Below are 24,346 nucleotides of genomic sequence, written 5' to 3'. Positions count from 1 at the left end.
TGTGGGGTTTCCCCATGTGAGAGTAGGTCATCGTCAAGATTAAATTCCAGAACCCCTGTTTGCTAACGCAAACAGGGGTTTTGTTTTGGGCGCTCGAAAAGCATGAAGAGCGTTCACTGCGGCTTGGCGAAGTGCGGCCTTTCTATGCAATGCCTCTTCGCATGGCTATCATGCGTGCCTCATTGTGAGGCGATACCTGCATGCTTACGCTGTTAGAACTTCTGAAAGATGGCCGATTCCATTCCGGAGAGGCGCTGGGTGCCGCCCTGGGCGTTAGTCGCAGTGCCGTGTGGAAGCAGCTTCAGCTTCTTGAGGCCGAATTGAATCTACCTATTCATAAGGTGCGTGGTAAGGGGTACCAGTTAGCGTCGCCATTGGTGTTTCTGAATGCTGAAGGGATTACGCGAAGTGCACCGTCGTTGTCCTGGCCCATCCATATCTACGACTCGATTGATTCCACCAACGCAGAGGCGTTGCGCATGGTTGATGTCGCGCGGGCTGTGCCTTTCCTGGTATTAGCTGAGCAGCAAATGGCGGGGCGCGGTAGGCGCGGCCGAAAGTGGGTCAGCCCGTTCGCCCAAAACATCTATTACAGCCTGGTACTGCGTATTGAGGATGGCCTCCGGCAACTGGAAGGTCTGAGTCTTGTTGTTGGCTTGGCGGTCATTCAGGCTCTGCGAGAGTCCGGTGTTCAGGATGCCGTCTTGAAATGGCCCAATGACGTATTGGTCGGGCGCAAGAAAATCGCGGGGATATTGCTGGAGTTGGTTGGGGATCCTGCGGATATCTGTCACGTGGTAATCGGTATCGGGATCAACGTGAACATGCAGAGGGCCGCTGAGGTTGATCAGCAATGGACATCGGTGCAGCTCGAGACAGGATCTGCTGCTGACCGTAATGCTCTGGTGGCCCAGGTTAGCCTGCAACTACAGCGCTACCTCGATCGGCACAGGGTATCTGGCTTTGCGGCCCTCCAGGAGGAATGGGAGCAAAATCATGCGTGGCAAGGGCGCGCAGTATCACTTATTGCGGGTGTGAATCGTGTTGATGGAGTGGTGCTGGGTGTTGATCGTCAAGGAGCGTTGCGCCTGGACGTAGGCGGTGTCGAAAAAACATACAGCGGCGGTGAGTTAAGCCTGAGGTTGCGTGATGATTCTTGAGCTCGACTGTGGGAATAGCTTTATCAAATGGCGAGTGCTGAATATCGACAGGGTGAGCGCCTTTGCGGAGGGCGTGGTCGGTTCGAATGTGGCATTGATTGAGAGTTTGAATGCGGTGCCGGACATGGCGCTGACGCGTTGCCGACTGGTGAGTGTTCGCGCCCTGGAAGAAACGGACAAGCTGGTCGAGACATTGATTGACGCTTTTGGCATAACGGTCTCGTGTGCCACGTCGGCGATGGAAATGGCGGGCGTTCGCAATGGCTATGAGGACTTCGAGCGGCTTGGCCTGGACCGTTGGCTGGCGATCCTCGGAGGGTACAAACTAGCGTCCGGTCCTTGCCTGGTGTTGGATTTTGGCACAGCGGCGACTGCAGATTTCATTGATGCCGATGGCAAGCATTTGGGAGGCTTCATTTGTCCTGGTCTGCCGCTTATGCGCAACCAGTTGCGTACCCATACGCGCAAGATACGCTACGACGATGCGTCCGCTGAGCGCGCTCTGGAGCGCCTGTCGCCCGGGCGTACAACGGTCGAGGCGGTCGAGCGTGGCTGTACGCTGATGCTGAGAGGGTTTGTGCTCACCCAGATCGAGCTCGCCAGGAGTTATTGGGGAGATAGCTTCACGGTATTCCTGACTGGCGGAGATGCTGACCTGGTCTTTGACGCTGTGCCGCAGGCACGGCTTGTGCCGGATCTGGTATTTATTGGCCTGGCAATGGCGTGCCCTTTGCCCTGAGGTGCTTATGCGTTGGTTATTTCTGCTTCTACTGATTCTCAATGTCTTCTATTACATATGGCATCAGCAAGAGGCGCCGTTGCGCGCCAAGGATGTCACTCCTCTGAGTCTTTATCGTGGCTCCCAGCAGGATATAAAACTGCTGAGTGAATCTTCCGATTCGGTGGCTCGCAAGGATCGTGCGAAATCGTCCGACACGCAAAATACCTGCTTGTACATTGGCGGCTTTGCCGATCAGCGCCAGGCGCAGTCCTTGGAGCAGCGCCTCACGAGCCTGGATATAAAGGTCAAGGTCCAATTGCTGAACATGCCTGAAGCAAGCGGTTATTGGCTCCGGGTGTCCCCTGAAAGCAGGCGCCTGGCGGATGATCTGCCCTTTGAAAACCTTGCTAAGGAATTCAATGAGTTAAAACATAAAATAATGCTGTGCGAAGGCATTGCAACTCTCCAATAGTTTGCATAGAATGGCGCCCGCTTCGCAGTGAAGACCTTTAAGGCTTTTGATGCGAAGCAACGTCAACGCAGCTAACCTCATAATTTAAATGAGAAAATGCTTGACAGAAGGTCGGCGTGATGTAAAATGCCGGCTCGCTTAGGAGGGGTTCCCGAGCGGCCAAAGGGATCAGACTGTAAATCTGACGTCTACGACTTCGAAGGTTCGAATCCTTCCCCCTCCACCATTTTAGCGTGAGCTGCAAGCTCCGCGGGTATAGTTTAGTGGTAGAACCTCAGCCTTCCAAGCTGATGATGCGGGTTCGATTCCCGCTACCCGCTCCAAGTTTGCAGGTTGTGCAAGGTGTTTTGCTCTTGTAGCTCAGTTGGTAGAGCACACCCTTGGTAAGGGTGAGGTCAGCGGTTCAAATCCGCTCAAGAGCTCCATATAACAAGGCAGATATGAAAATATCTGCCTTTGTTTTAACAGCTGCCTCGGCTTGTATCGTTCTGTTTCTGGCGTTGGATGTCAGTGATTTCAAGTCTGTTGGGGGTTGGTTGTTGTAAAGTCTTTTTCAGGCCTGCATAATGGTCGGCCTGATTTTGTTTTAGGTCAGTAGCTCAATTGGCAGAGCGACGGTCTCCAAAACCGTAGGTTGGGGGTTCGATTCCCTCCTGACCTGCCAGATTCACGTGGTGTGTCTGGCTTTCTTTTCACAGGATCTTCATAGATGACTCCTAAGGCTGAAGCTCAAAGCTCTCGTTTCGATCTGGTCAAGTGGCTCGCAGTAGTCGCCTTGGTGGTCGTAGGCGTTGTTGGCAATCAGTACTATTCTGCTTCGCCGATCCTGTACCGCGTTCTCGCTTTGCTCGCCCTTGCTGCTGTAGCCGCCTTTGTAGGCCTGCAGACTGCCAAAGGCAAGTCGTTCGCGGTCCTGGTAAAGGAAGCTCGCACTGAAATTCGTAAAGTCGTTTGGCCGACTCGCCAAGAAACCACACAGACCACATTGATTGTCGTGGCTGTTGTTCTGGTTATGGCGTTGCTGTTGTGGGGGCTCGATTCCCTGCTCGGCTGGCTTGTTTCCTTGATTGTTGGCTAAGGGTGTCCCGTGGCTAAGCGTTGGTACGTTGTGCATGCTTACTCGGGTTACGAGAAGCATGTTATGCGCTCTTTGCTGGAGCGCGTAAAGCTGGCAGGCATGGAAGATGGCTTCGGCGAAATTCTGGTTCCCACTGAAGAAGTGGTTGAAATGCGGAATGGCCAGAAGCGCAAGAGTGAACGTAAGTTCTTTCCTGGCTACGTGCTGGTGCAGATGGACATGAACGAAGGTACTTGGCACTTGGTCAAGGATACTCCTCGCGTCATGGGCTTCATTGGCGGTACTGCCGATAAGCCTGCGCCGATCACCGATAAAGAGGCGGAAGCAATTCTGCGTCGTGTTGCTGATGGTAGCGACAAGCCTAAGCCGAAGACATTGTTCGAGCCAGGCGAGGTTGTTCGTGTCACAGATGGTCCGTTTGCTGATTTCAACGGCACTGTCGAAGAAGTTAACTACGAAAAGAGCCGGATCCAAGTGGCGGTGCTCATTTTCGGTCGCTCTACTCCGGTAGAGCTGGAGTTCAGCCAGGTCGAGAAGGTCTAGCTGAGCAAGCATCCCAACCCCACAGCCTAGGCTGTGGGGTTTTGTCGTCACTGGGATAAACGCGCAAGTAACCGGGGAGCCTTTCGAGGCGCTTGAACCCGTAATTGGAGTGCCTCATGGCCAAGAAGATTACCGCTTACATCAAGCTGCAAGTGAAGGCCGCTCAGGCCAACCCTAGCCCACCCGTCGGTCCAGCTCTGGGTCAGCACGGCGTGAATATCATGGAATTCTGCAAGGCCTTCAACGCCCGTACTCAGGGTATTGAGCCAGGTCTGCCGACTCCAGTGATCATCACTGTATACAGCGACCGTAGCTTCACTTTCGAAACCAAGTCGACTCCGGCTTCGGTTCTTCTGAAGAAAGCTGCTGGTCTGACTAGCGGTTCCGCTCGTCCGAACACCGTTAAGGTTGGCACCGTAACTCGTGCTCAGCTGGAAGAAATCGCGAAAACCAAAAACGCGGATCTGACTGCAGCTGATATGGATGCAGCCGTGCGTACCATCGCCGGTTCTGCTCGTAGCATGGGCCTTAACGTGGAGGGTGTGTAATGGCTAAGCTGACCAAGCGCCAAAAGGCTATCGCCGGCAAAATCGAAGCGGGCAAGGCCTACAACTTTGTAGACGCGGCTGCCCTGCTGACCGAGCTGTCGACTGTCAAGTTCAGCGAGTCCGTTGACGTTGCTGTGAACCTGGGTGTTGACCCACGTAAATCCGACCAGGTCGTTCGTAGCGCTACTGTGCTGCCACACGGTACTGGCAAGACTGTACGTGTTGCTGTCTTCACCCAAGGCCCTGCCGCCGAAGCTGCTCTGGCCGCTGGCGCCGATCGCGTTGGCATGGACGACCTGGCTGCCGAAATGAAAGGCGGCGACCTGAACTATGACGTTGTTATTGCTTCCCCGGATGCAATGCGCGTTGTAGGTCAGTTGGGTCAGATCCTGGGTCCACGCGGCCTGATGCCTAACCCTAAAGTCGGCACCGTAACGCCAGACGTAGCTACCGCGGTTAAAAACGCCAAGGCTGGTCAGGTTCGTTATCGCACCGACAAAAACGGCATCATTCACACCTCCGTTGGCAAAGTCGGCTTTGATGCCGTCAAGCTGAAGGAAAACGTTGAAGCCCTGATCGCTGATCTGAAGCGTATCAAGCCTGCTTCCTCGAAAGGTATCTACGTCAAGCGCGTTACCCTGAGCACCACTATGGGCCCAGGTCTGGTCATCGACCAAGGCTCGCTGGACGTATAAGACACAGGTTGGCGCGAGCGATTGCGTCAATTGAAAGATTGGGGTCCCTGCCTGGCGGGGGCTATCCAAGACCGTAGGCGACGCAAGTCTTAAACCAACAAGCCTACGCAGATGGTGCTCCCGGTTCCTTACCGAATCAGACACCAAAACGACATCAGGCCTAGGCCGGATGAAACGGTAACAAGCAGGAGTTAAACCCGTGGCAATTAATCTCGAAGACAAGAAGGCCATCGTCGCTGAAGTCAACGAGGCTGCCAAAGCTGCTCTGTCCGCTGTCGTGGCTGATGCCCGTGGTGTGACAGTAAGCGCTATGACCGGACTCCGTAAAGAGGCTCGTGAAGCTGGCGTATACGTACGTGTTGTACGTAACACCCTGCTCAAGCGCGCTGTTGCTGACACTGAATACAGTGTTCTCAACGACGTGTTCACTGGCCCGACTCTGATCGCGTTCTCCAAGGACCATCCAGGCGCTGCTGCCCGTTTGTTCAAGGAATTCGCCAAGAGTCAGGATAAGTTCGAGATCAAGGCAGCTGCGTTCGAGGGCAAGTTCCTCGCAGCTAACCAAATCGACGTACTGGCAACACTGCCGACCCGTAACGAAGCTATTTCGCAGCTGATGAGCGTGATTCAAGGCGCTACCAGCAAGCTGGCTCGTACTCTGGCTGCAGTTCGCGAGCAAAAAGAAGCTGCCGCAGCCTAAGGCTGAGCAAATTCTTTCGCGTATTTTTGTTTATTTCGATGGCCGCGTAGGCCGTCCCCCAATTCAGGAAATACAGCAATGTCTATCTCCCAAGACGATATCCTCAACGCCGTAGCTGAAATGTCGGTTCTGCAGGTTGTTGAGCTGATCAAAGCTTTCGAAGAAAAATTCGGCGTTTCCGCTGCCGCTGCTTCCGCTGGCCCAGCTGTTGCTGCTGTCGCTGCTGAAGAGCAAACCGAATTCAACGTCATGCTGCTGGAAGCTGGCGAGAAGAAAGTAAACGTGATCAAGGCAGTACGTGAACTGACCGGTCTGGGCCTGAAAGAAGCCAAGGCAGTAGTTGACGGCGCTCCTGCCCAGGTTCTGGAAGCTGTGTCGAAAGACGCTGCTGACAAAGCCAAAGCTACTCTGGAAGAAGCAGGCGCTAAAGTCGAGCTGAAGTAAGCATCGACCTTGCGTCTCCAGCCCAAGCTTTAAGCTGAAGGCTGATGGCTGGTGGCTCTTGCCACCGGCCTTTTTCCGTTCTTGGCTGTCGACTCGGTCGCCGCCATTAACGCGCTGTAGCCACCCGATGCGGTGGTGCAAACCATGGGGTTTGCAAGATTTTCTGGCTGCTCCCGTCGGGAGGGCCAAACAAGCAGGTGACCAAGCTGGGGAACGCTGATGGCTTACTCATATACTGAGAAAAAACGTATCCGCAAGGACTTTAGCAAGTTGCCGGACGTCATGGATGTCCCGTACCTTCTGGCTATCCAGCTGGATTCGTATCGTGAATTCTTGCAGGCGGGAGCGACCAAAGATCAGTTCCGCGACGTGGGCCTGCATGCGGCCTTCAAATCCGTTTTCCCGATCATCAGCTACTCCGGCAATGCTGCGCTGGAGTACGTCGGTTATCGCCTGGGCGAACCGGCATTTGATGTCAAAGAATGCGTGTTGCGCGGTGTTACGTACGCCGTACCTTTGCGGGTAAAAGTCCGTCTGATCATTTTCGACAAAGAGTCGTCGAACAAAGCGATCAAGGACATCAAAGAGCAAGAAGTCTACATGGGTGAAATCCCCCTGATGACTGAGAACGGTACCTTCGTTATCAACGGTACCGAGCGCGTAATCGTTTCCCAGCTGCACCGTTCCCCGGGCGTGTTCTTCGACCACGACCGCGGCAAGACGCACAGCTCCGGTAAGCTCCTGTACTCCGCGCGGATCATTCCGTACCGCGGTTCGTGGTTGGACTTCGAGTTCGACCCGAAAGACTGCGTGTTCGTGCGTATCGACCGTCGTCGTAAGCTGCCGGCCTCGGTACTGCTGCGCGCGCTCGGCTATACCACTGAGCAGGTGCTGGACGCCTTCTACACCACCAACGTATTCAGCCTGAAGGATGAAACCCTCAAGCTGGAGCTGATCGCTTCGCGTCTGCGTGGTGAAATTGCCGTCCTGGACATCCAGGATGAAAAGGGCAAGGTCATTGTTGAAGCCGGCCGCCGTATCACCGCGCGCCACATCAACCAGATCGAAAAAGCCGGTCTCAAAGAGCTGGAAGTGCCGCTGGACTACGTCCTGGGCCGCACTACCGCCAAGGTCATCGTTCACCCGGCGACAGGCGAAATCCTGGCTGAGTGCAACACCGAGCTGAACACCGAGATCCTGGCCAAGATCGCCAAGGCTCAAGTCGTTCGCATCGAGACCCTGTACACCAACGACATCGACTGCGGTCCGTTCATTTCCGACACCTTGAAGATCGACTCCACCAGCAACCAATTGGAAGCGCTGGTCGAGATCTATCGCATGATGCGTCCTGGTGAGCCACCTACCAAAGATGCTGCCGAAACCCTGTTCAACAACCTGTTCTTCAGCCCCGAGCGTTATGACCTGTCTGCGGTCGGCCGGATGAAGTTCAACCGCCGTATCGGTCGTACTGAGATCGAAGGTTCGGGCGTGCTGTGCAAGGAAGACATCGTCGCGGTACTGAAGACCCTGGTCGACATCCGTAACGGTAAAGGCATCGTCGATGACATCGACCACCTGGGTAACCGTCGTGTTCGCTGCGTAGGCGAAATGGCCGAGAACCAGTTCCGCGTTGGCCTGGTACGTGTTGAGCGTGCGGTCAAAGAGCGCCTGTCGATGGCCGAAAGCGAAGGCCTGATGCCGCAAGACCTGATCAACGCCAAGCCAGTGGCTGCGGCGGTGAAAGAGTTCTTCGGTTCCAGCCAGCTCTCGCAGTTCATGGACCAGAACAACCCGCTCTCCGAGATCACCCACAAGCGCCGTGTTTCGGCACTGGGCCCGGGCGGTCTGACCCGTGAACGCGCAGGCTTCGAAGTCCGTGACGTACACCCGACGCACTACGGTCGTGTATGCCCGATCGAAACGCCGGAAGGTCCGAACATCGGTCTGATCAACTCCCTGGCCGCTTATGCGCGCACCAACCAGTACGGCTTCCTCGAGAGCCCGTACCGTGTGGTGAAAGAAGGCCTGGTCACCGACGAGATCGTCTTCCTGTCGGCCATCGAAGAAGCTGATCACGTGATCGCTCAGGCTTCGGCCACGATGAACGACAAGAAAGTCCTGATCGACGAGCTGGTAGCTGTTCGTCACTTGAACGAGTTCACCGTCAAGGCGCCGGAAGACGTCACCTTGATGGACGTATCGCCCAAGCAGGTAGTGTCGGTTGCAGCGTCGCTGATCCCGTTCCTGGAACACGATGACGCCAACCGTGCGTTGATGGGTTCCAACATGCAGCGTCAAGCTGTACCGACCCTGCGCGCCGACAAGCCGCTGGTAGGTACCGGCATGGAGCGTAACGTAGCCCGTGACTCCGGCGTTTGCGTCGTGGCTCGTCGTGGCGGCGTGATCGACTCCGTTGATGCCAGCCGTATCGTGGTTCGTGTTGCCGATGACGAAGTTGAAACCGGTGAAGCCGGTGTCGACATCTACAACCTGACCAAATACACCCGTTCGAACCAGAACACCTGCATCAACCAGCGTCCGCTGGTGCGTAAGGGTGACCGCGTTCAGCGTAGCGATATCATGGCCGATGGCCCGTCCACCGACATGGGTGAGCTGGCACTGGGTCAGAACATGCGCATCGCGTTCATGGCCTGGAACGGTTACAACTTCGAAGACTCCATCTGCCTGTCGGAACGAGTTGTTCAAGAAGATCGCTTTACCACGATCCACATCCAGGAACTGACCTGTGTGGCACGTGACACCAAGCTTGGGCCAGAGGAAATCACTGCGGACATCCCTAACGTGGGTGAAGCTGCACTGAACAAGCTGGACGAAGCCGGTATCGTTTACGTAGGTGCTGAAGTTGGCGCAGGCGACATCCTGGTCGGTAAGGTCACTCCGAAAGGCGAGACCCAACTGACGCCGGAAGAGAAGCTGCTGCGTGCCATCTTCGGTGAAAAAGCCAGCGACGTTAAAGACACCTCCCTGCGCGTACCTACCGGTACCAAGGGTACTGTCATCGACGTACAGGTCTTCACCCGCGACGGCGTTGAGCGTGATGCTCGTGCACTGTCCATCGAGAAGACCCAACTCGACGAGATCCGCAAGGATCTGAACGAAGAGTTCCGTATCGTTGAAGGCGCGACCTTCGAACGTCTGCGTTCCGCTCTGGTAGGCCATAAGGCTGAAGGCGGTGCAGGTCTGAAGAAAGGTCAGGACATCACCGACGAAATCCTCGACGGTCTTGAGCACGGCCAGTGGTTCAAACTGCGCATGGCTGAAGATGCTCTGAACGAGCAGCTCGAGAAGGCTCAGGCCTATATCGTTGATCGCCGCCGTCTGCTGGACGACAAGTTCGAAGACAAGAAGCGCAAACTGCAGCAGGGCGATGACCTGGCTCCGGGCGTGCTGAAAATCGTCAAGGTTTACCTGGCAATCCGTCGCCGCATCCAGCCGGGCGACAAGATGGCCGGTCGTCACGGTAACAAAGGTGTGGTCTCCGTGATCATGCCGGTTGAAGACATGCCGCACGATGCCAATGGCACCCCGGTCGACGTCGTCCTCAACCCGTTGGGCGTACCTTCGCGTATGAACGTTGGTCAGATCCTCGAAACCCACCTGGGCCTCGCGGCCAAAGGTCTGGGCGAGAAGATCAACCGTATGATCGAAGAGCAACGCAAGGTCGCTGACCTGCGTAAGTTCCTGCACGAGATCTACAACGAGATCGGCGGTCGCAACGAAGAGCTGGACACCTTCACCGACCAGGAAATCCTGGATCTGGCGAAGAACCTGCGCGGCGGCGTTCCAATGGCTACCCCGGTGTTCGACGGTGCCAAGGAAAGCGAAATCAAGGCCATGCTGAAACTGGCAGACCTGCCGGAAAGCGGCCAGATGCAGCTGTTCGATGGCCGTACCGGCAACAAGTTTGAGCGCCCGGTTACTGTTGGCTACATGTACATGCTGAAGCTGAACCACTTGGTAGACGACAAGATGCACGCTCGTTCTACCGGTTCGTACAGCCTGGTTACCCAGCAGCCGCTGGGTGGTAAGGCTCAGTTCGGTGGTCAGCGTTTCGGGGAGATGGAGGTCTGGGCACTGGAAGCATACGGTGCTGCATACACTCTGCAAGAAATGCTCACAGTGAAGTCGGACGATGTGAACGGTCGTACCAAGATGTACAAAAACATCGTGGACGGCGATCACCGTATGGAGCCGGGCATGCCCGAGTCTTTCAACGTGTTGATCAAAGAAATTCGTTCCCTCGGCATCGATATCGATCTGGAAACCGAATAACACGTGACGCGAATCGAGAGCGAGGCCGTTTGGCCCGCTCTCTGCTCCGCCAGGAGGAAAGGCCTTGAAAGACCTACTGAATTTGCTGAAAAACCAGGGTCAAGTCGAAGAGTTCGACGCCATCCGTATTGGGTTGGCATCGCCTGAGATGATCCGTTCGTGGTCGTTCGGTGAAGTTAAAAAGCCGGAAACCATCAACTACCGTACGTTCAAGCCTGAGCGTGACGGCCTGTTCTGCGCCAAGATCTTTGGCCCGGTAAAGGATTACGAGTGCCTGTGCGGTAAGTACAAGCGCTTGAAGCACCGCGGTGTGATCTGCGAGAAGTGCGGCGTTGAAGTTGCACTGGCCAAGGTTCGTCGTGAGCGCATGGCGCACATCGAACTGGCTTCGCCGGTTGCCCACATCTGGTTCCTGAAATCGCTGCCGTCCCGTATCGGCTTGCTGATGGACATGACCCTGCGTGATATCGAACGCGTTCTCTACTTCGAGAGCTACGTCGTTATCGATCCAGGCATGACCACCCTTGAAAAAGGTCAGCTGCTGAACGATGAGCAGTACTTCGAAGCGCTGGAAGAGTTCGGTGATGATTTCGATGCCCGCATGGGTGCCGAAGCTGTCCGTGAACTGCTGCACGCTATCGACCTGGAGCACGAGATTGGCCGTCTGCGCGAAGAAATTCCGCAAACCAACTCCGAAACCAAGATCAAGAAGCTGTCCAAGCGTCTGAAGTTGATGGAAGCCTTCCAGGGTTCCGGCAACCTGCCAGAGTGGATGGTGCTGACCGTTCTGCCGGTTCTGCCGCCAGACCTGCGTCCGCTGGTACCGTTGGACGGTGGTCGTTTCGCGACGTCCGACCTCAACGACCTGTACCGCCGCGTGATCAACCGTAACAACCGCTTGAAGCGCCTGCTTGATCTGTCCGCTCCGGACATCATCGTGCGCAACGAAAAGCGTATGTTGCAGGAAGCCGTCGACGCCTTGCTCGACAACGGTCGTCGTGGCCGTGCTATCACCGGTTCCAACAAGCGTCCTCTGAAATCCCTGGCTGACATGATCAAGGGTAAGCAGGGTCGTTTCCGTCAGAACTTGCTCGGTAAGCGTGTTGACTACTCCGGTCGTTCGGTAATTACCGTAGGCCCGACCCTGCGTCTGCACCAGTGCGGTCTGCCCAAGAAGATGGCACTCGAGCTGTTCAAGCCGTTCATCTTCGGCAAGCTGGAAATGCGCGGTCTGGCGACCACCATCAAAGCGGCCAAGAAAATGGTCGAGCGCGAACTGCCAGAGGTTTGGGACGTTCTCGCTGAAGTGATTCGCGAACACCCGGTTCTCCTCAACCGTGCACCGACCCTTCACCGTCTGGGTATCCAGGCGTTTGAACCGGTACTGATCGAAGGTAAGGCTATCCAGCTGCACCCTCTGGTCTGTGCTGCGTACAACGCCGACTTCGACGGCGACCAAATGGCCGTGCACGTACCGCTGACACTGGAAGCCCAGTTGGAAGCGCGCGCGTTGATGATGTCGACCAACAACATTCTGTCGCCAGCCAACGGTGAGCCAATCATCGTTCCGTCGCAGGACGTTGTATTGGGTCTGTACTACATGACCCGTGAAGCGATCAACGCCAAGGGCGAAGGTCGTGTATTCGCTGACCTGCAGGAAGTTGACCGTGTGTTCCGTGCCGGCGAAGCCGCACTGCACGCCAAGGTTAAAGTACGGATCCACGAAACCGTCAACGACCGTGACGGCGGCAGCGTGAGCAATGTCCGTATTGTCGACACTACTGTCGGCCGTGCGCTGTTGTATCAAGTTGTGCCAAAAGGTCTGTCGTACGACGTCGTCAACCTGCCGATGAAGAAAAAGGCGATCTCCAAGCTGATCAACCAGTGCTACCGCGTGGTTGGTTTGAAAGAGACCGTTATCTTCGCTGACCAGTTGATGTACACAGGTTTCGCATACTCGACTATCTCCGGCGTTTCCATCGGCGTTAACGACTTCGTTATCCCGGATGAAAAAGCTCGCATCATCAGTGCCGCCACTGACGAAGTGAAAGAGATCGAGAGCCAGTACGCCTCCGGCCTGGTAACCCAGGGCGAGAAGTACAACAAAGTGATCGACCTTTGGTCCAAGGCCAACGACGAAGTGTCCAAGGCGATGATGGCCAACCTCTCGAAAGAGAAAGTCATCGACCGTCATGGCGTCGAAGTCGATCAAGAGTCTTTCAACTCGATGTACATGATGGCCGACTCGGGCGCACGGGGTTCTGCTGCGCAGATCCGTCAGCTCGCCGGTATGCGTGGCCTGATGGCCAAGCCGGATGGCTCCATCATCGAAACGCCGATTACCGCGAACTTCCGTGAAGGTTTGAGCGTACTTCAGTACTTCATCTCCACTCACGGTGCTCGTAAAGGTCTGGCGGATACCGCGTTGAAAACCGCTAACTCCGGTTACCTGACACGTCGTCTGGTAGACGTTGCACAAGATCTGGTTGTAACCGAGATCGATTGCGGCACCGAGCACGGTCTGCTGATGACTCCGCACATTGAAGGCGGTGACGTTGTAGAGCCACTGGGTGAGCGCGTATTGGGTCGTGTGATTGCCCGTGACGTGTTCAAGCCAGGTACCGAGGAAGTTATCGTTCCTGCCGGCACCCTGGTAGACGAGAAGTGGGTCGAGTTCATCGAACTCAACAGCATCGACGAAGTGATTGTTCGCTCGCCGATCAGCTGCGAAACCCGCTACGGCATCTGCGCCAAGTGCTACGGCCGTGACTTGGCTCGTGGTCACCAGGTGAACATCGGTGAAGCGGTCGGCGTTATCGCTGCCCAGTCCATCGGTGAGCCGGGTACCCAGCTGACCATGCGTACGTTCCACATCGGTGGTGCGGCAAGCCGGACCTCCGCAGCCGACAGTGTTCAGGTGAAGAATGGCGGTACCGTCCGCCTGCATAACCTCAAGCACGTTGAGCGAGTGGATGGCCACCTGGTTGCCGTATCCCGTTCCGGTGAGCTGGCAATCGCTGATGACTACGGTCGTGAGCGTGAGCGTTACAAGCTGCCGTACGGTGCTGTGATTTCGGTCAAGGAAGGTGACAAGGTCGACGCTGGCGCAATCGTGGCCAAGTGGGACCCGCACACCCACCCAATCGTTACCGAAATGAAAGGTACCGTGACCTACGTGGGCATGGAAGAAGGCATCACGATCAAGCGTCAGACTGACGAATTGACCGGTATGACCAACATTGAAGTACTCGACGCCAAAGATCGTCCAGCTGCCGGCAAAGACATCCGTCCTGCCGTGAAGATGGTCGACGACAACGGCAAGGATCTGTTGCTGCCAGGCACTGACGTAATCGCTCAGTACTTCCTGCCAGCCAACGCCCTGGTCGGTGTAGCGGATGGTGCGAAGATCGCGATCGGTGATGTTATCGCGCGTATCCCGCAAGAAACGTCGAAAACTCGCGACATCACCGGTGGTCTGCCGCGTGTTGCCGACTTGTTCGAAGCGCGTCGTCCGAAAGAAGCGTCGATTCTGGCTGAAGTCAGCGGCACCATCGCGTTCGGTAAAGAGACCAAGGGCAAGCGCCGTCTGGTCATTACCCCGAACGACGGTAGCGATCCGTACGAAGAGCTGATTCCGAAGTGGCGTCACCTGAACGTCTTCGAAGGCGAACAGGTAAACCGCGGCGAAGTTATCTCCGACGGCCCGAGCGATCCGCACGACATCCTGCGTCTGCTGGGTGTGAGTGCGCTGGCCAAGTACATCGTTAACGAGATCCAGGACGTTTACCGCCTGCAAGGCGTGAAGATCAACGACAAGCACATCGAGACCATCCTGCGTCAGATGTTGCGTAAAGTTGAAATCGCTGAATCCGGCGATTCCAGTTTCATCAAGGGCGACCAGATGGAACTGACTCACGTACTGGTGGAAAACGAGCGCCTGGCGAACGACGAGAAATTCGTTTCCAAGTTCACTCGCGTGCTGCTGGGTATCACCAAGGCGTCGTTGTCCACTGAGTCGTTCATCTCGGCGGCCTCCTTCCAGGAGACCACTCGTGTACTGACCGAAGCAGCGGTAACCGGCAAGCGCGATTACCTGCGCGGCCTGAAAGAAAACGTAGTCGTGGGTCGTTTGATCCCGGCCGGTACCGGTTTGGCTTACCACAGCGAGCGCAAGCGCCGCCGTGATGCTGACAAGCCGTTGCGCGTAAGCGCCAGTGAAGTGGAAGCTGCACTGACCGAAGCGCTGAACTCAAGCGGTAACTGAGTTCTGCGATAGATGAGGCCGGGCCCTGACACCCCCATTCGTCGGATCGAGGCATATATGCCCCGATTCGACGAGAGGGGAGGTCGGGGCCTTGCCTTGACTGGGGACAAGATCCTCTTTAGACTCTTGTACCCCTAAATTTGGCGGGAATTCGTTCCTGCCATTTTGCTTTTCTTGCAAGACAATAGCGTCGCAAGACAACAGTGGAGCTAGTAGATGGCAACTATCAACCAGCTGGTACGTCAGCCGCGTAAGCGTATCGTCGAGAAATCCGACGTGCCTGCGCTGCAGAACTGCCCGCAACGTCGTGGCGTATGCACCCGTGTGTATACCACCACGCCGAAAAAACCTAACTCGGCACTGCGTAAAGTATGCCGTGTGCGCCTGACCAACGGTTTCGAGGTTTCCTCGTACATCGGCGGTGAAGGCCACAACCTGCAAGAGCACAGCGTGGTACTGATCCGCGGCGGTCGTGTAAAAGACTTGCCAGGTGTTCGTTACCACACCGTACGCGGCTCCTTGGATACTTCCGGCGTTAAAGGTCGTAACCAAGGTCGTTCGAAGTACGGTACCAAGAAGCCTAAGTAGTAGCGGCTTTTTGTAAAACTGAATCATCTTATTTTCTGAGTCGATAAGAGTAAGGTCGGAGGCGTCCCGAGAGGGCACTGATTCCGAGCGAACCTGAAGACCGTTTGAGGGCTTATCCATGCCAAGAAGACGCGTAGCAGCCAAGCGCGAAGTGCTTGACGATCCAAAATACGGAAGCCAAATTCTGGCCAAGTTCATGAACCACGTGATGGAAAGCGGCAAGAAAGCCGTTGCCGAGCGTATCGTTTATGGCGCGCTGGAAAAGGTTAAAGAACGCAAGAACAGCGACCCCCTGGAAATCTTCGAGAAAGCTCTCGACGCCATCGCTCCGCTGGTCGAAGTGAAGTCGCGCCGTGTAGGCGGTGCTACTTACCAGGTTCCGGTTGAAGTTCGTCCGTCCCGTCGTAACGCCCTGGCAATGCGCTGGTTGGTAGACTTCGCCCGTAAGCGCGGCGAGAAGTCTATGGCTCTGCGTTTGGCCGGCGAACTGTTGGACGCTGCTGAAGGTAAAGGTGCTGCTGTTAAGAAGCGTGAAGACGTGCACCGTATGGCTGAAGCCAACAAAGCTTTCTCGCACTACCGCTTCTAATTTTAGCTTCACTAATTTTGCGAGGGCTTTATGGCTCGTACTACTCCGATTAGCCGCTACCGTAACATCGGTATCGTCGCTCACGTGGATGCTGGTAAAACCACCACCACCGAGCGCGTACTGTTTTACACCGGCAAAAGTCACAAGATGGGCGAGGTGCATGACGGCGCCGCGACCACAGACTGGATGGTTCAGGAGCAGGAGCGTGGTATTACCATTACTTCTGCTGCCATTACCGCCTTCTGGAAGGGTTCCGAGAAGCAGTACAAAGATGAGCACCGCTTCAACGTAATCGATACCCCGGGCCACGTAGACTTCACCATTGAAGTTGAGCGTTCCCTGCGCGTACTCGACGGCGCTGTCGTTGTGTTCTGCGGTACCTCGGGTGTTGAGCCACAGTCGGAAACCGTATGGCGTCAAGCCAACAAATACGGCGTTCCACGTCTTGTTTACGTAAACAAGATGGACCGTGCCGGTGCGAACTTCCTGCGCGTGATCGGTCAGATCAAGCAGCGCTTGGGTCACACCCCGGTGCCAATCCAGTTGGCTATCGGTTCCGAAGATAATTTCCAGGGTCAGATCGATCTGTTGACCATGGAAGCTGTCTACTGGAACGATGCCGACAAAGGTATGGTTCCTGTTCGCAAGCCTATCCCTGCTGAACTGCAGGAACTGGCTGACGAATGGCGCAACAACATGGTTGAAGCTGCGGCCGAAGCCAACGAAGAGCTGATGAACAAGTACCTCGAAGGTGAAGAACTCACCAACGTGGAAATCAAGGCCGCTCTGCGTCAGCGTACTATCGCTGGCGAAATCGTCCTGGCTGTTTGCGGTTCCTCGTTCAAGAACAAGGGCGTTCCCCTGGTTCTCGATGCTGTGATCGACTACCTGCCGGCGCCGGTTGATATTCCTGCCATCAAGGGTACTGACCCGGATGACGAGACTATCGAGCTGGAGCGTCATGCAGACGACGCAGAACCGTTCTCCGCTCTGGCATTTAAAATTGCCACCGACCCATTCGTGGGTACCTTGACCTTCGTCCGTGTTTACTCGGGCGTGTTGAACTCCGGCGACGGCGTGATCAACTCGGTTAAAGGCAAGAAAGAGCGCGTGGGTCGTATGGTGCAAATGCACGCAAACGCCCGTGAAGAGATCAAGGAAGTACGCGCTGGTGACATCGCGGCCTTGATCGGCATGAAGGACGTCACCACTGGTGAAACCTTGTGCAACGCTGACAAGCCAATCATCCTGGTTCGCATGGACTTCCCGGAGCCGGTTATTTCGGTTGCCGTTGAGCCAAAGACCAAGGATGACCAGGAAAAAATGGGTATCGCTCTGGGCAAGCTTGCTCAGGAAGATCCATCTTTCCGCGTCAAGACTGATGAAGAGACTGGTCAAACGATCATCTCCGGCATGGGCGAGCTGCACCTGGACATCCTGGTTGACCGGATGCGCCGTGAGTTCAACGTCGAAGCCAACATCGGTAAGCCTCAGGTTTCCTATCGTGAGCGCATCACGAAGAACTGTGAAATCGAAGGCAAGTTCGTTCGTCAGTCCGGCGGTCGTGGTCAGTTCGGTCACTGCTGGATCCGTTTTGCTCCTGCTGACGAAGGTCAGGAAGGTCTGCAATTCGTGAACGAAGTAGTAGGTGGTGTTGTTCCTAAGGAATACATCCCTGCTATCCAGAAGGGTATCGAAGAGCAGATGAAGAACGGTGTTGTTGCCGGCTATCCGCTGATCGGCCTGAAAGCAACCGTTTTTGACGGTTCTTACCACGACGTCGACTCCAACGAGATGGCGTTTAAGGTGGCTGCCTCCATGGCAACCAAGCAACTGGCCCAGAAGGGCGGTGGTGAGTTGCTTGAGCCAATCATGGCGGTAGAAGTTGTTACACCTGAAGACTATATGGGTGATGTCATGGGCGACCTTAACCGTCGTCGCGGCATGATCTTGGGTATGGAAGACACGGTTTCCGGCAAAGTGATTCGCGCCGAGGTTCCGTTGGGTGAGATGTTCGGTTATGCGACCGACGTTCGCTCCATGTCCCAGGGTCGCGCAAGCTACTCTATGGAATTCAAAAAATACAACACAGCTCCGGCGCACATCGCTGAAACTGTATCCAAAAAACAAGGCTGATTCAGTCCTTTAGGCAAGGAGTTAATTGTCGTGGCTAAAGAAAAATTTGATCGTTCCCTACCGCACGTCAACGTTGGCACCATCGGTCACGTTGACCACGGTAAAACCACTCTGACTGCTGCTCTGACTCGCGTTTGCTCCGAAGTATTCGGTTCCGCAATCGTTGATTTCGATAAAATCGACAGCGCACCAGAAGAGAAAGCTCGTGGTATCACCATCAACACCGCGCACGTTGAATACAACTCGCTGATCCGTCACTACGCTCACGTTGACTGCCCAGGTCACGCTGACTATGTGAAGAACATGATCACCGGTGCTGCCCAGATGGACGGCGCAATCCTGGTTTGCTCGGCCGCTGATGGTCCGATGCCACAAACCCGTGAGCACATCCTGCTGTCCCGTCAGGTTGGCGTTCCGTACATCGTGGTTTACCTGAACAAGGCTGACCTGGTAGACGACGCTGAGCTGCTGGAACTGGTTGAGATGGAAGTGCGCGATCTGCTGAGCACTTACGACTTCCCAGGTGACGACACTCCGATCATCATCGGTTCTGCTCGTATGGCTCTGGAAGGCAAAGACGATAACGAAATGGGCACTACGTCCGTTCGTAAACTGGTTGAGACTCTGGACAGCTACATCCCAGATCCAGTCCGTGTTATCGACAAGCCGTTCCTGATGCCAATCGAAGACGTATTCTCGATCTCCGGTCGCGGTACTGTTGTAACTGGTCGTATCGAGCGCGGTATCGTCAAGGTTCAGGATCCACTGGAAATCGTTGGTCTGCGTGACACTACCGTCACCACCTGCACCGGTGTTGAAATGTTCCGTAAGCTGCTCGACGAAGGTCGTGCTGGCGAGAACTGCGGCGTTCTGCTGCGTGGTACCAAGCGTGACGACGTTGAGCGTGGCCAGGTTCTGGTCAAGCCAGGTTCGGTTAAGCCGCACACCAAGTTCGAAGCTGAGGTGTACGTGCTGAGCAAAGAAGAAGGCGGCCGTCACACTCCGTTCTTCAAAGGCTACCGTCCACAGTTCTACTTCCGTACTACCGACGTAACCGGTAACTGCGAACTGCCGGAAGGCGTAGAAATGGTAATGCCAGGCGACAACATCAAAATGGTTGTCACCCTGATCAAAACCATCGCTATGGAAGACGGTCTGCGTTTCGCAATCCGTGAAGGCGGCCGTACCGTTGGTGCTGGTGTTGTAGCTAAAATCATCGAGTAATTATCTCTTCTGAGATAGCTCTGATGTTTTGAAAAGGCCCCCGCTCAGCGGGGGCCTTTTTTATTGGGTTGACACCTATCAGGGCCGTCTATAGAATTGCGCCTCCTTTTAACGGGCGTATTGCGCTCGCTGGGAATAGCAGCCGGAGTCTGAAATCCAATGCAAAATCAGCAAATCCGTATCAGGTTGAAGGCTTTTGACCATCGCCTGATCGACCAATCCACCCAGGAAATCGTGGAAACCGCGAAACGTACTGGTGCTCAAGTGCGTGGTCCAATTCCACTGCCTACCCGTAAAGAGCGGTTCACCGTTCTGGTCTCCCCGCACGTCAACAAAGACGCGCGTGACCAGTACGAGATCCGCACTCATAAGCGCGTACTGGACATCGTCCAGCCAACGGATAAAACCGTTGATGCACTTATGAAGCTTGATCTGGCGGCCGGTGTGGAAGTACAGATCAGCCTCGGCTAAGACTTGGGTCTTAGTCGTGTAACGCTCTGAAATGGGCGGCCATAGCGGGTGAAAGCCCCGTACACTCATGAGGTTTACAACATGACTATTGGTGTAGTCGGTCGTAAATGCGGTATGACCCGTATTTTCACCGAAGAAGGTGTCTCCATTCCGGTCACGGTCATTGAGATCGAACCGAATCGCGTCACCCAGTTCAAAACTGAAGAAACCGATGGCTATCGTGCAGTGCAAGTCACTGTCGGCGAGCGTCGTGCTTCGCGCGTGACTGCTGCTCAAGCAGGTCACTTCGCTAAAGCAAACGTTGCAGCTGGTCGCACCGTCATGGAGTTCCGTCTTGAAGACGGCGACTACCAGGCTGGCGATCTGATCAACGCTGAAATCTTCGCCGCTGGTCAACTGGTTGATGTAACCGGTCAGTCCAAGGGTAAAGGCTTCCAGGGTACGATCAAGCGTTGGAATTTCCGTGGTCAAGACAACACTCACGGTAACTCCGTTTCCCACCGCGTCCCGGGCTCTATTGGCCAGTGCCAGACTCCTGGTCGTGTATTCAAGGGCAAAAAAATGTCCGGTCATATGGGCGCTGAGCGCGTGACCGTGCAGTCCCTCGAAGTAGTGCGCGTCGACGCTGAACGCAATCTGTTGTTGGTCAAGGGTGCTGTTCCTGGCGCTACTGGCGGCAACCTGGTTGTACGTCCAGCGGCCAAGGCTCGCGGTTAAGGGGAAGCTGACATGCAATTAAATGTAAATGACGCTCAAGCGATCGAAGTTTCCGAACTGACATTTGGCGGCGAATTCAACGAGACGCTCGTTCACCAAGCAGTCGTGGCCTACATGGCCGGCGGCCGTCAAGGTAGCAAGCAGCAAAAGACCCGTTCCGACGTACGTGGTGGCGGTAAGCGCCCTTGGCGTCAGAAAGGCACTGGCCGTGCTCGTGCCGGTACTATCCGTAGCCCAATCTGGCGTGGCGGCGGTACCACTTTCGCAGCTCGTCCACAGGATCACTCGCAGAAGCTCAACAAGAAGATGTACCGCGCAGCACTGCGCTCCATCCTTGCTGAACTCGTGCGTACCGATCGTCTGGTCGTGGTTCAGGACTTCGCTGTTGAAAGTCCAAAAACCAAAGAACTGCTGGGCAAACTGACCAACATGAGCCTGACCGACGTTTTGATCGTGTCCGAAGCTGTTGATCAGAACCTGTACCTGGCTGCTCGCAACCTGCCACACGTTGATGTACGTGACGTGCAAGGTTCCGATCCAGTTAGTCTGATCGCATACGACAAGGTGTTGATCACCGTGTCGGCCGTGAAGAAATTCGAGGAGCTGCTGGGATGAACCAGGAACGCGTATTTAAAGTTCTGCTTGGCCCGCACGTTTCCGAAAAGGCTACGGTTCTGGCTGACAAGAAAGGCCAGTTCGTTTTCAAGGTTGCAACTGACGCAACCAAGCTGGAAATCAAGAAGGCCGTCGAAAGCCTGTTCAGCGTGAAAGTAGAGCGTGTTACTACCCTGAATGTTCTGGGTAAGAGCAAGCGCACTGCTCGCGGTCTGGGCAAGCGTAATGACTGGAAGAAGGCGGTTATCTCCCTTCAGCCAGGCCAAGATCTCGATTTCAGCAGCAGTGCTGAGTAAGGAAGGGGTGCATCATGGCAATCGTTAAATGCAAACCGACTTCCCCTGGCCGCCGTTTTGTGGTCAAGGTGGTCAACCAGGAGCTGCATAAAGGCGCTCCTCACGCACCGCTGCTCGAGAAAAAATCGAAGACTGGTGGTCGTAACAACAATGGTCGCATTACCACTCGTCACATCGGTGGTGGCCATAAGCAGCATTATCGTCTGGTCGATTTCCGTCGCAACGACAAAGATGGCATCTCCGCCACTGTCGAGCGTATTGAATACGATCCAAACCGTACTGCTCACATCGCTCTGCTGCTGTACGCAGATGGCGAGCGTCGCTACATCATCGCCCCTAAAGGCGTGAGTGCTGGTGACCAGCTGATCGCAGGTGCCCTGGCACCGATCAAGCCGGGCAACGCTCTGCAACTGCGCAACATTCCAGTTGGTAGCACCGTACACGGCATCGAATTGAAGCCAGGTAAAGGCGCGCAAATCGCTCGTTCCGCTGGTGCTTCGGCTCAGCTGATCGCTCGTGAAGGTGTCTACGTGACCCTGCGTCTGCGTTCTGGTGAGATGCGTAAAGTGCTGGCTGAATGCCGTGCGACCCTGGGCGAAGTCTCGAACTCCGAGCACAGCCTGCGTTCGCTGGGTAAAGCTGGTGCCAAACGCTGGCGTGGCGTTCGCCCAACCGTTCGTGGTGTTGCCATGAACCCGGTTGACCACCCACACGGTGGTGGTGAAGGTCGTACCTCTGGTGGTCGTCATCCGGTATCGCCATGGGGCTTCCCGACTAAGGGCGCGAAGACTCGTGGTAATAAGCGTACCGACAAAATGATCGTCCGTCGTCGCAAGTAAATAGAGGGATACGACAGTGCCACGTTCTCTGAAAAAAGGTCCTTTTATTGATCTTCACCTACTGAAGAAGATCGAAGTGGCGGCGGAAAAGAACGATCGCAAACCAGTTAAAACCTGGTCGCGTCGTTCGATGATCCTGCCACAAATGGTCGGTTTGACCATCGCAGTACACAACGGTCGTCAACACGTCCCAGTTCTCGTTAACGAAGACATGGTCGGCCACAAACTGGGCGAGTTTGCCGGTACCCGCACTTATCGTGGGCACGTGGCAGACAAGAAAGCCAAGCGTTAAGGGGTTAGGAAATGGAAGTAGCCGCTAAGTTGTCGGGCGCTCGAATCTCCGCCCAGAAAGCCCGCTTGGTCGCCGACCAGATCCGCGGGAAGAAGGTGGGCGAAGCGCTCAACCTGTTGGCTTTCAGCAGTAAGAAAGCCGCCGAGATCATGAAGAAAGTGCTGGAGTCGGCCGTAGCCAACGCCGAGCATAACGAAGGCGCAGACGTTGATGACCTGAAGGTCAGCACCGTTTTCGTCAACGAAGGGCGTTCGCTGAAGCGAATCATGCCACGTGCCAAAGGCCGTGCTGATCGCATCGTCAAGCGGTCTTGCCATATCACTGTCAAGGTTGCTGACAAGTAACGGAGTCGAAGAGATGGGTCAGAAAGTACATCCCATTGGCATTCGCCTGGGAATCGTCAAGGAACACACCTCCGTCTGGTATGCAGACGGCCGGACTTATGCGGACTATTTGTTCGCTGATCTGAAGGTGCGTGAGTATCTCCAAGACAAACTAAAAAGCGCGTCCGTAAGCCGTATCGATATCCATCGCCCGGCGCAAACCGCACGTATCACCATCCACACCGCTCGTCCAGGTATTGTTATCGGGAAGAAAGGTGAAGATGTTGAGAAACTGCGTCAGGACCTGACCAAGCAAATGGGTGTGCCTGTGCACATCAATATCGAAGAGATCCGCAAGCCGGAGCTCGACGGTATGCTGGTTGCGCAGAGCGTAGCTCAGCAGCTGGAGCGTCGTGTAATGTTCCGTCGCGCTATGAAGCGCGCTGTACAGAACGCCATGCGCATTGGTGCCAAAGGCATCAAAATCCAAGTGAGCGGTCGTCTCGGCGGTGCTGAAATCGCACGTACTGAATGGTATCGCGAAGGTCGTGTGCCACTGCACACCCTGCGTGCCGACATCGACTATGCCAACTACGAAGCTCACACCACTTATGGTGTGATCGGTGTAAAGGTTTGGATCTTCAAAGGCGAAGTAATTGGTGGTCGCCAAGAAGAACTGAAACCACAAGCACCAGCGCCTCGTAAAAAAGCTGCTAAGTAAGGGGTACGCCAAATGTTGCAACCAAAGCGTACGAAGTTCCGCAAGCAGATGACAGGCCACAACCGTGGTCTGGCTCAGCGCGGTAGCAAAGTCAGCTTCGGCGAGTTCGCGCTGAAGTCTGTAGCTCGTGGTCGTCTCACCGCTCGTCAGATCGAGTCAGCGCGTCGTGCACTGACCCGTCACGTAAAACGTGGTGGCAAGATCTGGATCCGTGTATTCCCGGACAAGCCGATCTCCAAAAAACCTCTCGAGGTTCGTATGGGTAAAGGTAAGGGTAACGTGGAATACTGGGTAGCCCAGATTCAGCCAGGCAAAGTCCTGTATGAAATCGAGGGTGTAACTGAAGAGCTGGCGCGTGAGGCTTTTGCCCTGGCTGCTGCAAAGCTGCCGCTCGCCACCGCCTTTGTTAAACGGACGGTGATGTGATGAAAGCGAATGAACTTCGTGAAAAATCCGCACAGCAGCTGAACGAGCAACTGCTCGGCCTGCTGCGCGACCAGTTCAATCTGCGTATGCAGAAAGCAACTGGCCAGTTGGGGCAGTCTCATCTGCTCTCGCAAGTTAAGCGTGACATCGCTCGCGTGAAGACTGTGCTCAACCAGCAGGCAGGTAAGTGA

The 24,346-nt window shown here is 55.3% G+C and carries 25 protein-coding genes and 4 tRNA genes; all 29 read left to right on the top strand.

What is annotated here, in order from left to right; all coding sequences use genetic code 11:
- Window positions 1-200 precede the first annotated feature (200 nt).
- The 29 genes from birA to rpmC all read left to right on the top strand — a co-directional run bounded on the left by birA (window position 201) and on the right by rpmC (window position 24,346).
- Window positions 201-1,160: a bifunctional biotin--[acetyl-CoA-carboxylase] ligase/biotin operon repressor BirA gene (birA, locus tag BFP89_RS26830; protein ID WP_065888418.1), complete on the top strand. Its 960-nt coding sequence runs from the start codon at window positions 201-203 to the stop codon at window positions 1,158-1,160.
- The gene (locus tag BFP89_RS26825; protein ID WP_065888417.1) at window positions 1,150-1,899 is read left to right on the top strand and encodes a pantothenate kinase; all 750 of its coding nucleotides are present in this window, start codon (window positions 1,150-1,152) and stop codon (window positions 1,897-1,899) included. The genes birA and BFP89_RS26825 overlap by 11 nt, the downstream gene beginning before the upstream one ends.
- A gap of 7 nt (window positions 1,900-1,906) precedes the next feature.
- Window positions 1,907-2,353: a hypothetical protein gene (locus tag BFP89_RS26820; protein ID WP_065888416.1), complete on the top strand. Its 447-nt coding sequence runs from the start codon at window positions 1,907-1,909 to the stop codon at window positions 2,351-2,353.
- A gap of 141 nt (window positions 2,354-2,494) precedes the next feature.
- Window positions 2,495-2,579, top strand: a tRNA-Tyr gene (locus BFP89_RS26815).
- Between the two features lie 23 nt (window positions 2,580-2,602).
- Window positions 2,603-2,676, top strand: a tRNA-Gly gene (locus BFP89_RS26810).
- Window positions 2,677-2,702: 26 nt separating this feature from the next.
- Window positions 2,703-2,778, top strand: a tRNA-Thr gene (locus BFP89_RS26805).
- Between the two features lie 163 nt (window positions 2,779-2,941).
- Window positions 2,942-3,017, top strand: a tRNA-Trp gene (locus tag BFP89_RS26800).
- Between the two features lie 45 nt (window positions 3,018-3,062).
- The gene (secE, locus tag BFP89_RS26795; RefSeq protein WP_003194658.1) at window positions 3,063-3,431 is read left to right on the top strand and encodes a preprotein translocase subunit SecE; all 369 of its coding nucleotides are present in this window, start codon (window positions 3,063-3,065) and stop codon (window positions 3,429-3,431) included.
- 9 nt (window positions 3,432-3,440) lie between these two features.
- Window positions 3,441-3,974: a transcription termination/antitermination protein NusG gene (gene nusG, locus BFP89_RS26790; RefSeq protein WP_003176436.1), complete on the top strand. Its 534-nt coding sequence runs from the start codon at window positions 3,441-3,443 to the stop codon at window positions 3,972-3,974.
- Between the two features lie 116 nt (window positions 3,975-4,090).
- On the top strand, window positions 4,091-4,522 hold the full coding sequence (gene rplK, locus BFP89_RS26785) for a 50S ribosomal protein L11 (RefSeq protein ID WP_003210097.1): 432 nt from the start codon (window positions 4,091-4,093) through the stop codon (window positions 4,520-4,522).
- On the top strand, window positions 4,522-5,217 hold the full coding sequence (gene rplA, locus BFP89_RS26780) for a 50S ribosomal protein L1 (protein WP_003232403.1): 696 nt from the start codon (window positions 4,522-4,524) through the stop codon (window positions 5,215-5,217). The genes rplK and rplA overlap by 1 nt, the downstream gene beginning before the upstream one ends.
- 199 nt (window positions 5,218-5,416) lie before the next feature.
- Window positions 5,417-5,917, top strand: a complete 501-nt coding sequence (gene rplJ / locus BFP89_RS26775) for a 50S ribosomal protein L10 (RefSeq protein WP_056861893.1) — start codon at window positions 5,417-5,419, stop codon at window positions 5,915-5,917.
- 78 nt (window positions 5,918-5,995) lie between these two features.
- Window positions 5,996-6,361, top strand: a complete 366-nt coding sequence (gene rplL, locus BFP89_RS26770; protein ID WP_003176432.1) for a 50S ribosomal protein L7/L12 — start codon at window positions 5,996-5,998, stop codon at window positions 6,359-6,361.
- 219 nt (window positions 6,362-6,580) lie between these two features.
- Entirely contained in the window at window positions 6,581-10,654 is a 4,074-nt protein-coding gene (gene rpoB / locus BFP89_RS26765; RefSeq protein ID WP_057724824.1) for a DNA-directed RNA polymerase subunit beta, read from the top strand.
- Between the two features lie 64 nt (window positions 10,655-10,718).
- Window positions 10,719-14,918 (top strand): DNA-directed RNA polymerase subunit beta', encoded by a 4,200-nt coding sequence (rpoC, locus tag BFP89_RS26760; protein WP_065888415.1) that lies wholly within the window; start codon window positions 10,719-10,721, stop codon window positions 14,916-14,918.
- Between the two features lie 216 nt (window positions 14,919-15,134).
- Window positions 15,135-15,506 carry a 30S ribosomal protein S12 gene (rpsL, locus tag BFP89_RS26755; protein ID WP_002555494.1) on the top strand — a complete coding sequence of 124 codons (372 nt, stop codon included), beginning with the start codon at window positions 15,135-15,137 and terminating at the stop codon, window positions 15,504-15,506.
- Between the two features lie 118 nt (window positions 15,507-15,624).
- Complete coding sequence (gene rpsG / locus BFP89_RS26750; RefSeq protein ID WP_002555493.1) at window positions 15,625-16,095, top strand: 30S ribosomal protein S7; 471 nt, start codon at window positions 15,625-15,627, stop codon at window positions 16,093-16,095.
- Window positions 16,096-16,125: 30 nt separating this feature from the next.
- Complete coding sequence (fusA, locus tag BFP89_RS26745) at window positions 16,126-18,231, top strand: elongation factor G (RefSeq protein WP_015886136.1); 2,106 nt, start codon at window positions 16,126-16,128, stop codon at window positions 18,229-18,231.
- A gap of 30 nt (window positions 18,232-18,261) precedes the next feature.
- A complete protein-coding gene (tuf, locus tag BFP89_RS26740; RefSeq protein WP_003176426.1) occupies window positions 18,262-19,455 on the top strand; it encodes an elongation factor Tu in 1,194 nt (397 codons plus the stop codon).
- A 159-nt stretch (window positions 19,456-19,614) separates the two neighbouring features.
- On the top strand, window positions 19,615-19,926 hold the full coding sequence (gene rpsJ, locus BFP89_RS26735) for a 30S ribosomal protein S10 (protein ID WP_003186070.1): 312 nt from the start codon (window positions 19,615-19,617) through the stop codon (window positions 19,924-19,926).
- An 81-nt stretch (window positions 19,927-20,007) separates the two neighbouring features.
- Window positions 20,008-20,643: a 50S ribosomal protein L3 gene (rplC, locus tag BFP89_RS26730; protein WP_003194649.1), complete on the top strand. Its 636-nt coding sequence runs from the start codon at window positions 20,008-20,010 to the stop codon at window positions 20,641-20,643.
- A gap of 12 nt (window positions 20,644-20,655) precedes the next feature.
- Window positions 20,656-21,258 carry a 50S ribosomal protein L4 gene (rplD, locus tag BFP89_RS26725; RefSeq protein ID WP_057014518.1) on the top strand — a complete coding sequence of 201 codons (603 nt, stop codon included), beginning with the start codon at window positions 20,656-20,658 and terminating at the stop codon, window positions 21,256-21,258.
- Entirely contained in the window at window positions 21,255-21,554 is a 300-nt protein-coding gene (gene rplW, locus BFP89_RS26720; protein WP_002555488.1) for a 50S ribosomal protein L23, read from the top strand. Before rplD ends, rplW begins: the two co-directional genes overlap by 4 nt.
- 14 nt (window positions 21,555-21,568) lie before the next feature.
- The gene (rplB, locus tag BFP89_RS26715) at window positions 21,569-22,393 is read left to right on the top strand and encodes a 50S ribosomal protein L2 (RefSeq protein WP_003176423.1); all 825 of its coding nucleotides are present in this window, start codon (window positions 21,569-21,571) and stop codon (window positions 22,391-22,393) included.
- 16 nt (window positions 22,394-22,409) lie between these two features.
- Window positions 22,410-22,685, top strand: coding sequence for a 30S ribosomal protein S19 (rpsS, locus tag BFP89_RS26710; protein ID WP_002555486.1), 276 nt, complete (start codon window positions 22,410-22,412; stop codon window positions 22,683-22,685).
- Window positions 22,686-22,696: 11 nt separating this feature from the next.
- The gene (gene rplV, locus BFP89_RS26705; RefSeq protein WP_003103908.1) at window positions 22,697-23,029 is read left to right on the top strand and encodes a 50S ribosomal protein L22; all 333 of its coding nucleotides are present in this window, start codon (window positions 22,697-22,699) and stop codon (window positions 23,027-23,029) included.
- Window positions 23,030-23,042: 13 nt separating this feature from the next.
- A complete protein-coding gene (gene rpsC / locus BFP89_RS26700; protein ID WP_003176422.1) occupies window positions 23,043-23,729 on the top strand; it encodes a 30S ribosomal protein S3 in 687 nt (228 codons plus the stop codon).
- 12 nt (window positions 23,730-23,741) lie between these two features.
- Complete coding sequence (rplP, locus tag BFP89_RS26695) at window positions 23,742-24,155, top strand: 50S ribosomal protein L16 (RefSeq protein WP_003232424.1); 414 nt, start codon at window positions 23,742-23,744, stop codon at window positions 24,153-24,155.
- Window positions 24,155-24,346 (top strand): 50S ribosomal protein L29, encoded by a 192-nt coding sequence (rpmC, locus tag BFP89_RS26690; protein ID WP_002555481.1) that lies wholly within the window; start codon window positions 24,155-24,157, stop codon window positions 24,344-24,346. Before rplP ends, rpmC begins: the two co-directional genes overlap by 1 nt.

Source organism: Pseudomonas sp. 31 R 17, assembly GCF_900004915.1.
Lineage (GTDB): Bacteria > Pseudomonadota > Gammaproteobacteria > Pseudomonadales > Pseudomonadaceae > Aquipseudomonas > Aquipseudomonas orientalis_A.
The sequence above is the reverse complement of the archived record's forward strand: the minus strand, read 5'-3'. Positions and strand labels throughout refer to the sequence as shown.

Bases quoted from the DNA above. Each gene is read 5' to 3' on its own strand.
- birA (WP_065888418.1), top strand. From the start codon at position 201: ATGCTTACGCTGTTAGAACTTCTGAAAGATGGCCGATTCCATTCCGGA.
- BFP89_RS26825 (WP_065888417.1), top strand. From the start codon at position 1,150: ATGATTCTTGAGCTCGACTGTGGGAATAGCTTTATCAAATGGCGAGTG.
- BFP89_RS26820 (WP_065888416.1), top strand. From the start codon at position 1,907: ATGCGTTGGTTATTTCTGCTTCTACTGATTCTCAATGTCTTCTATTAC.
- secE (WP_003194658.1), top strand. From the start codon at position 3,063: ATGACTCCTAAGGCTGAAGCTCAAAGCTCTCGTTTCGATCTGGTCAAG.
- rplK (WP_003210097.1), top strand. From the start codon at position 4,091: ATGGCCAAGAAGATTACCGCTTACATCAAGCTGCAAGTGAAGGCCGCT.
- rplA (WP_003232403.1), top strand. From the start codon at position 4,522: ATGGCTAAGCTGACCAAGCGCCAAAAGGCTATCGCCGGCAAAATCGAA.
- rplL (WP_003176432.1), top strand. From the start codon at position 5,996: ATGTCTATCTCCCAAGACGATATCCTCAACGCCGTAGCTGAAATGTCG.
- rpoB (WP_057724824.1), top strand. From the start codon at position 6,581: ATGGCTTACTCATATACTGAGAAAAAACGTATCCGCAAGGACTTTAGC.
- rpsL (WP_002555494.1), top strand. From the start codon at position 15,135: ATGGCAACTATCAACCAGCTGGTACGTCAGCCGCGTAAGCGTATCGTC.
- rpsG (WP_002555493.1), top strand. From the start codon at position 15,625: ATGCCAAGAAGACGCGTAGCAGCCAAGCGCGAAGTGCTTGACGATCCA.
- fusA (WP_015886136.1), top strand. From the start codon at position 16,126: ATGGCTCGTACTACTCCGATTAGCCGCTACCGTAACATCGGTATCGTC.
- rpsJ (WP_003186070.1), top strand. From the start codon at position 19,615: ATGCAAAATCAGCAAATCCGTATCAGGTTGAAGGCTTTTGACCATCGC.
- rplC (WP_003194649.1), top strand. From the start codon at position 20,008: ATGACTATTGGTGTAGTCGGTCGTAAATGCGGTATGACCCGTATTTTC.
- rplD (WP_057014518.1), top strand. From the start codon at position 20,656: ATGCAATTAAATGTAAATGACGCTCAAGCGATCGAAGTTTCCGAACTG.
- rplW (WP_002555488.1), top strand. From the start codon at position 21,255: ATGAACCAGGAACGCGTATTTAAAGTTCTGCTTGGCCCGCACGTTTCC.
- rplB (WP_003176423.1), top strand. From the start codon at position 21,569: ATGGCAATCGTTAAATGCAAACCGACTTCCCCTGGCCGCCGTTTTGTG.
- rplV (WP_003103908.1), top strand. From the start codon at position 22,697: ATGGAAGTAGCCGCTAAGTTGTCGGGCGCTCGAATCTCCGCCCAGAAA.
- rpsC (WP_003176422.1), top strand. From the start codon at position 23,043: ATGGGTCAGAAAGTACATCCCATTGGCATTCGCCTGGGAATCGTCAAG.
- rplP (WP_003232424.1), top strand. From the start codon at position 23,742: ATGTTGCAACCAAAGCGTACGAAGTTCCGCAAGCAGATGACAGGCCAC.
- rpmC (WP_002555481.1), top strand. From the start codon at position 24,155: ATGAAAGCGAATGAACTTCGTGAAAAATCCGCACAGCAGCTGAACGAG.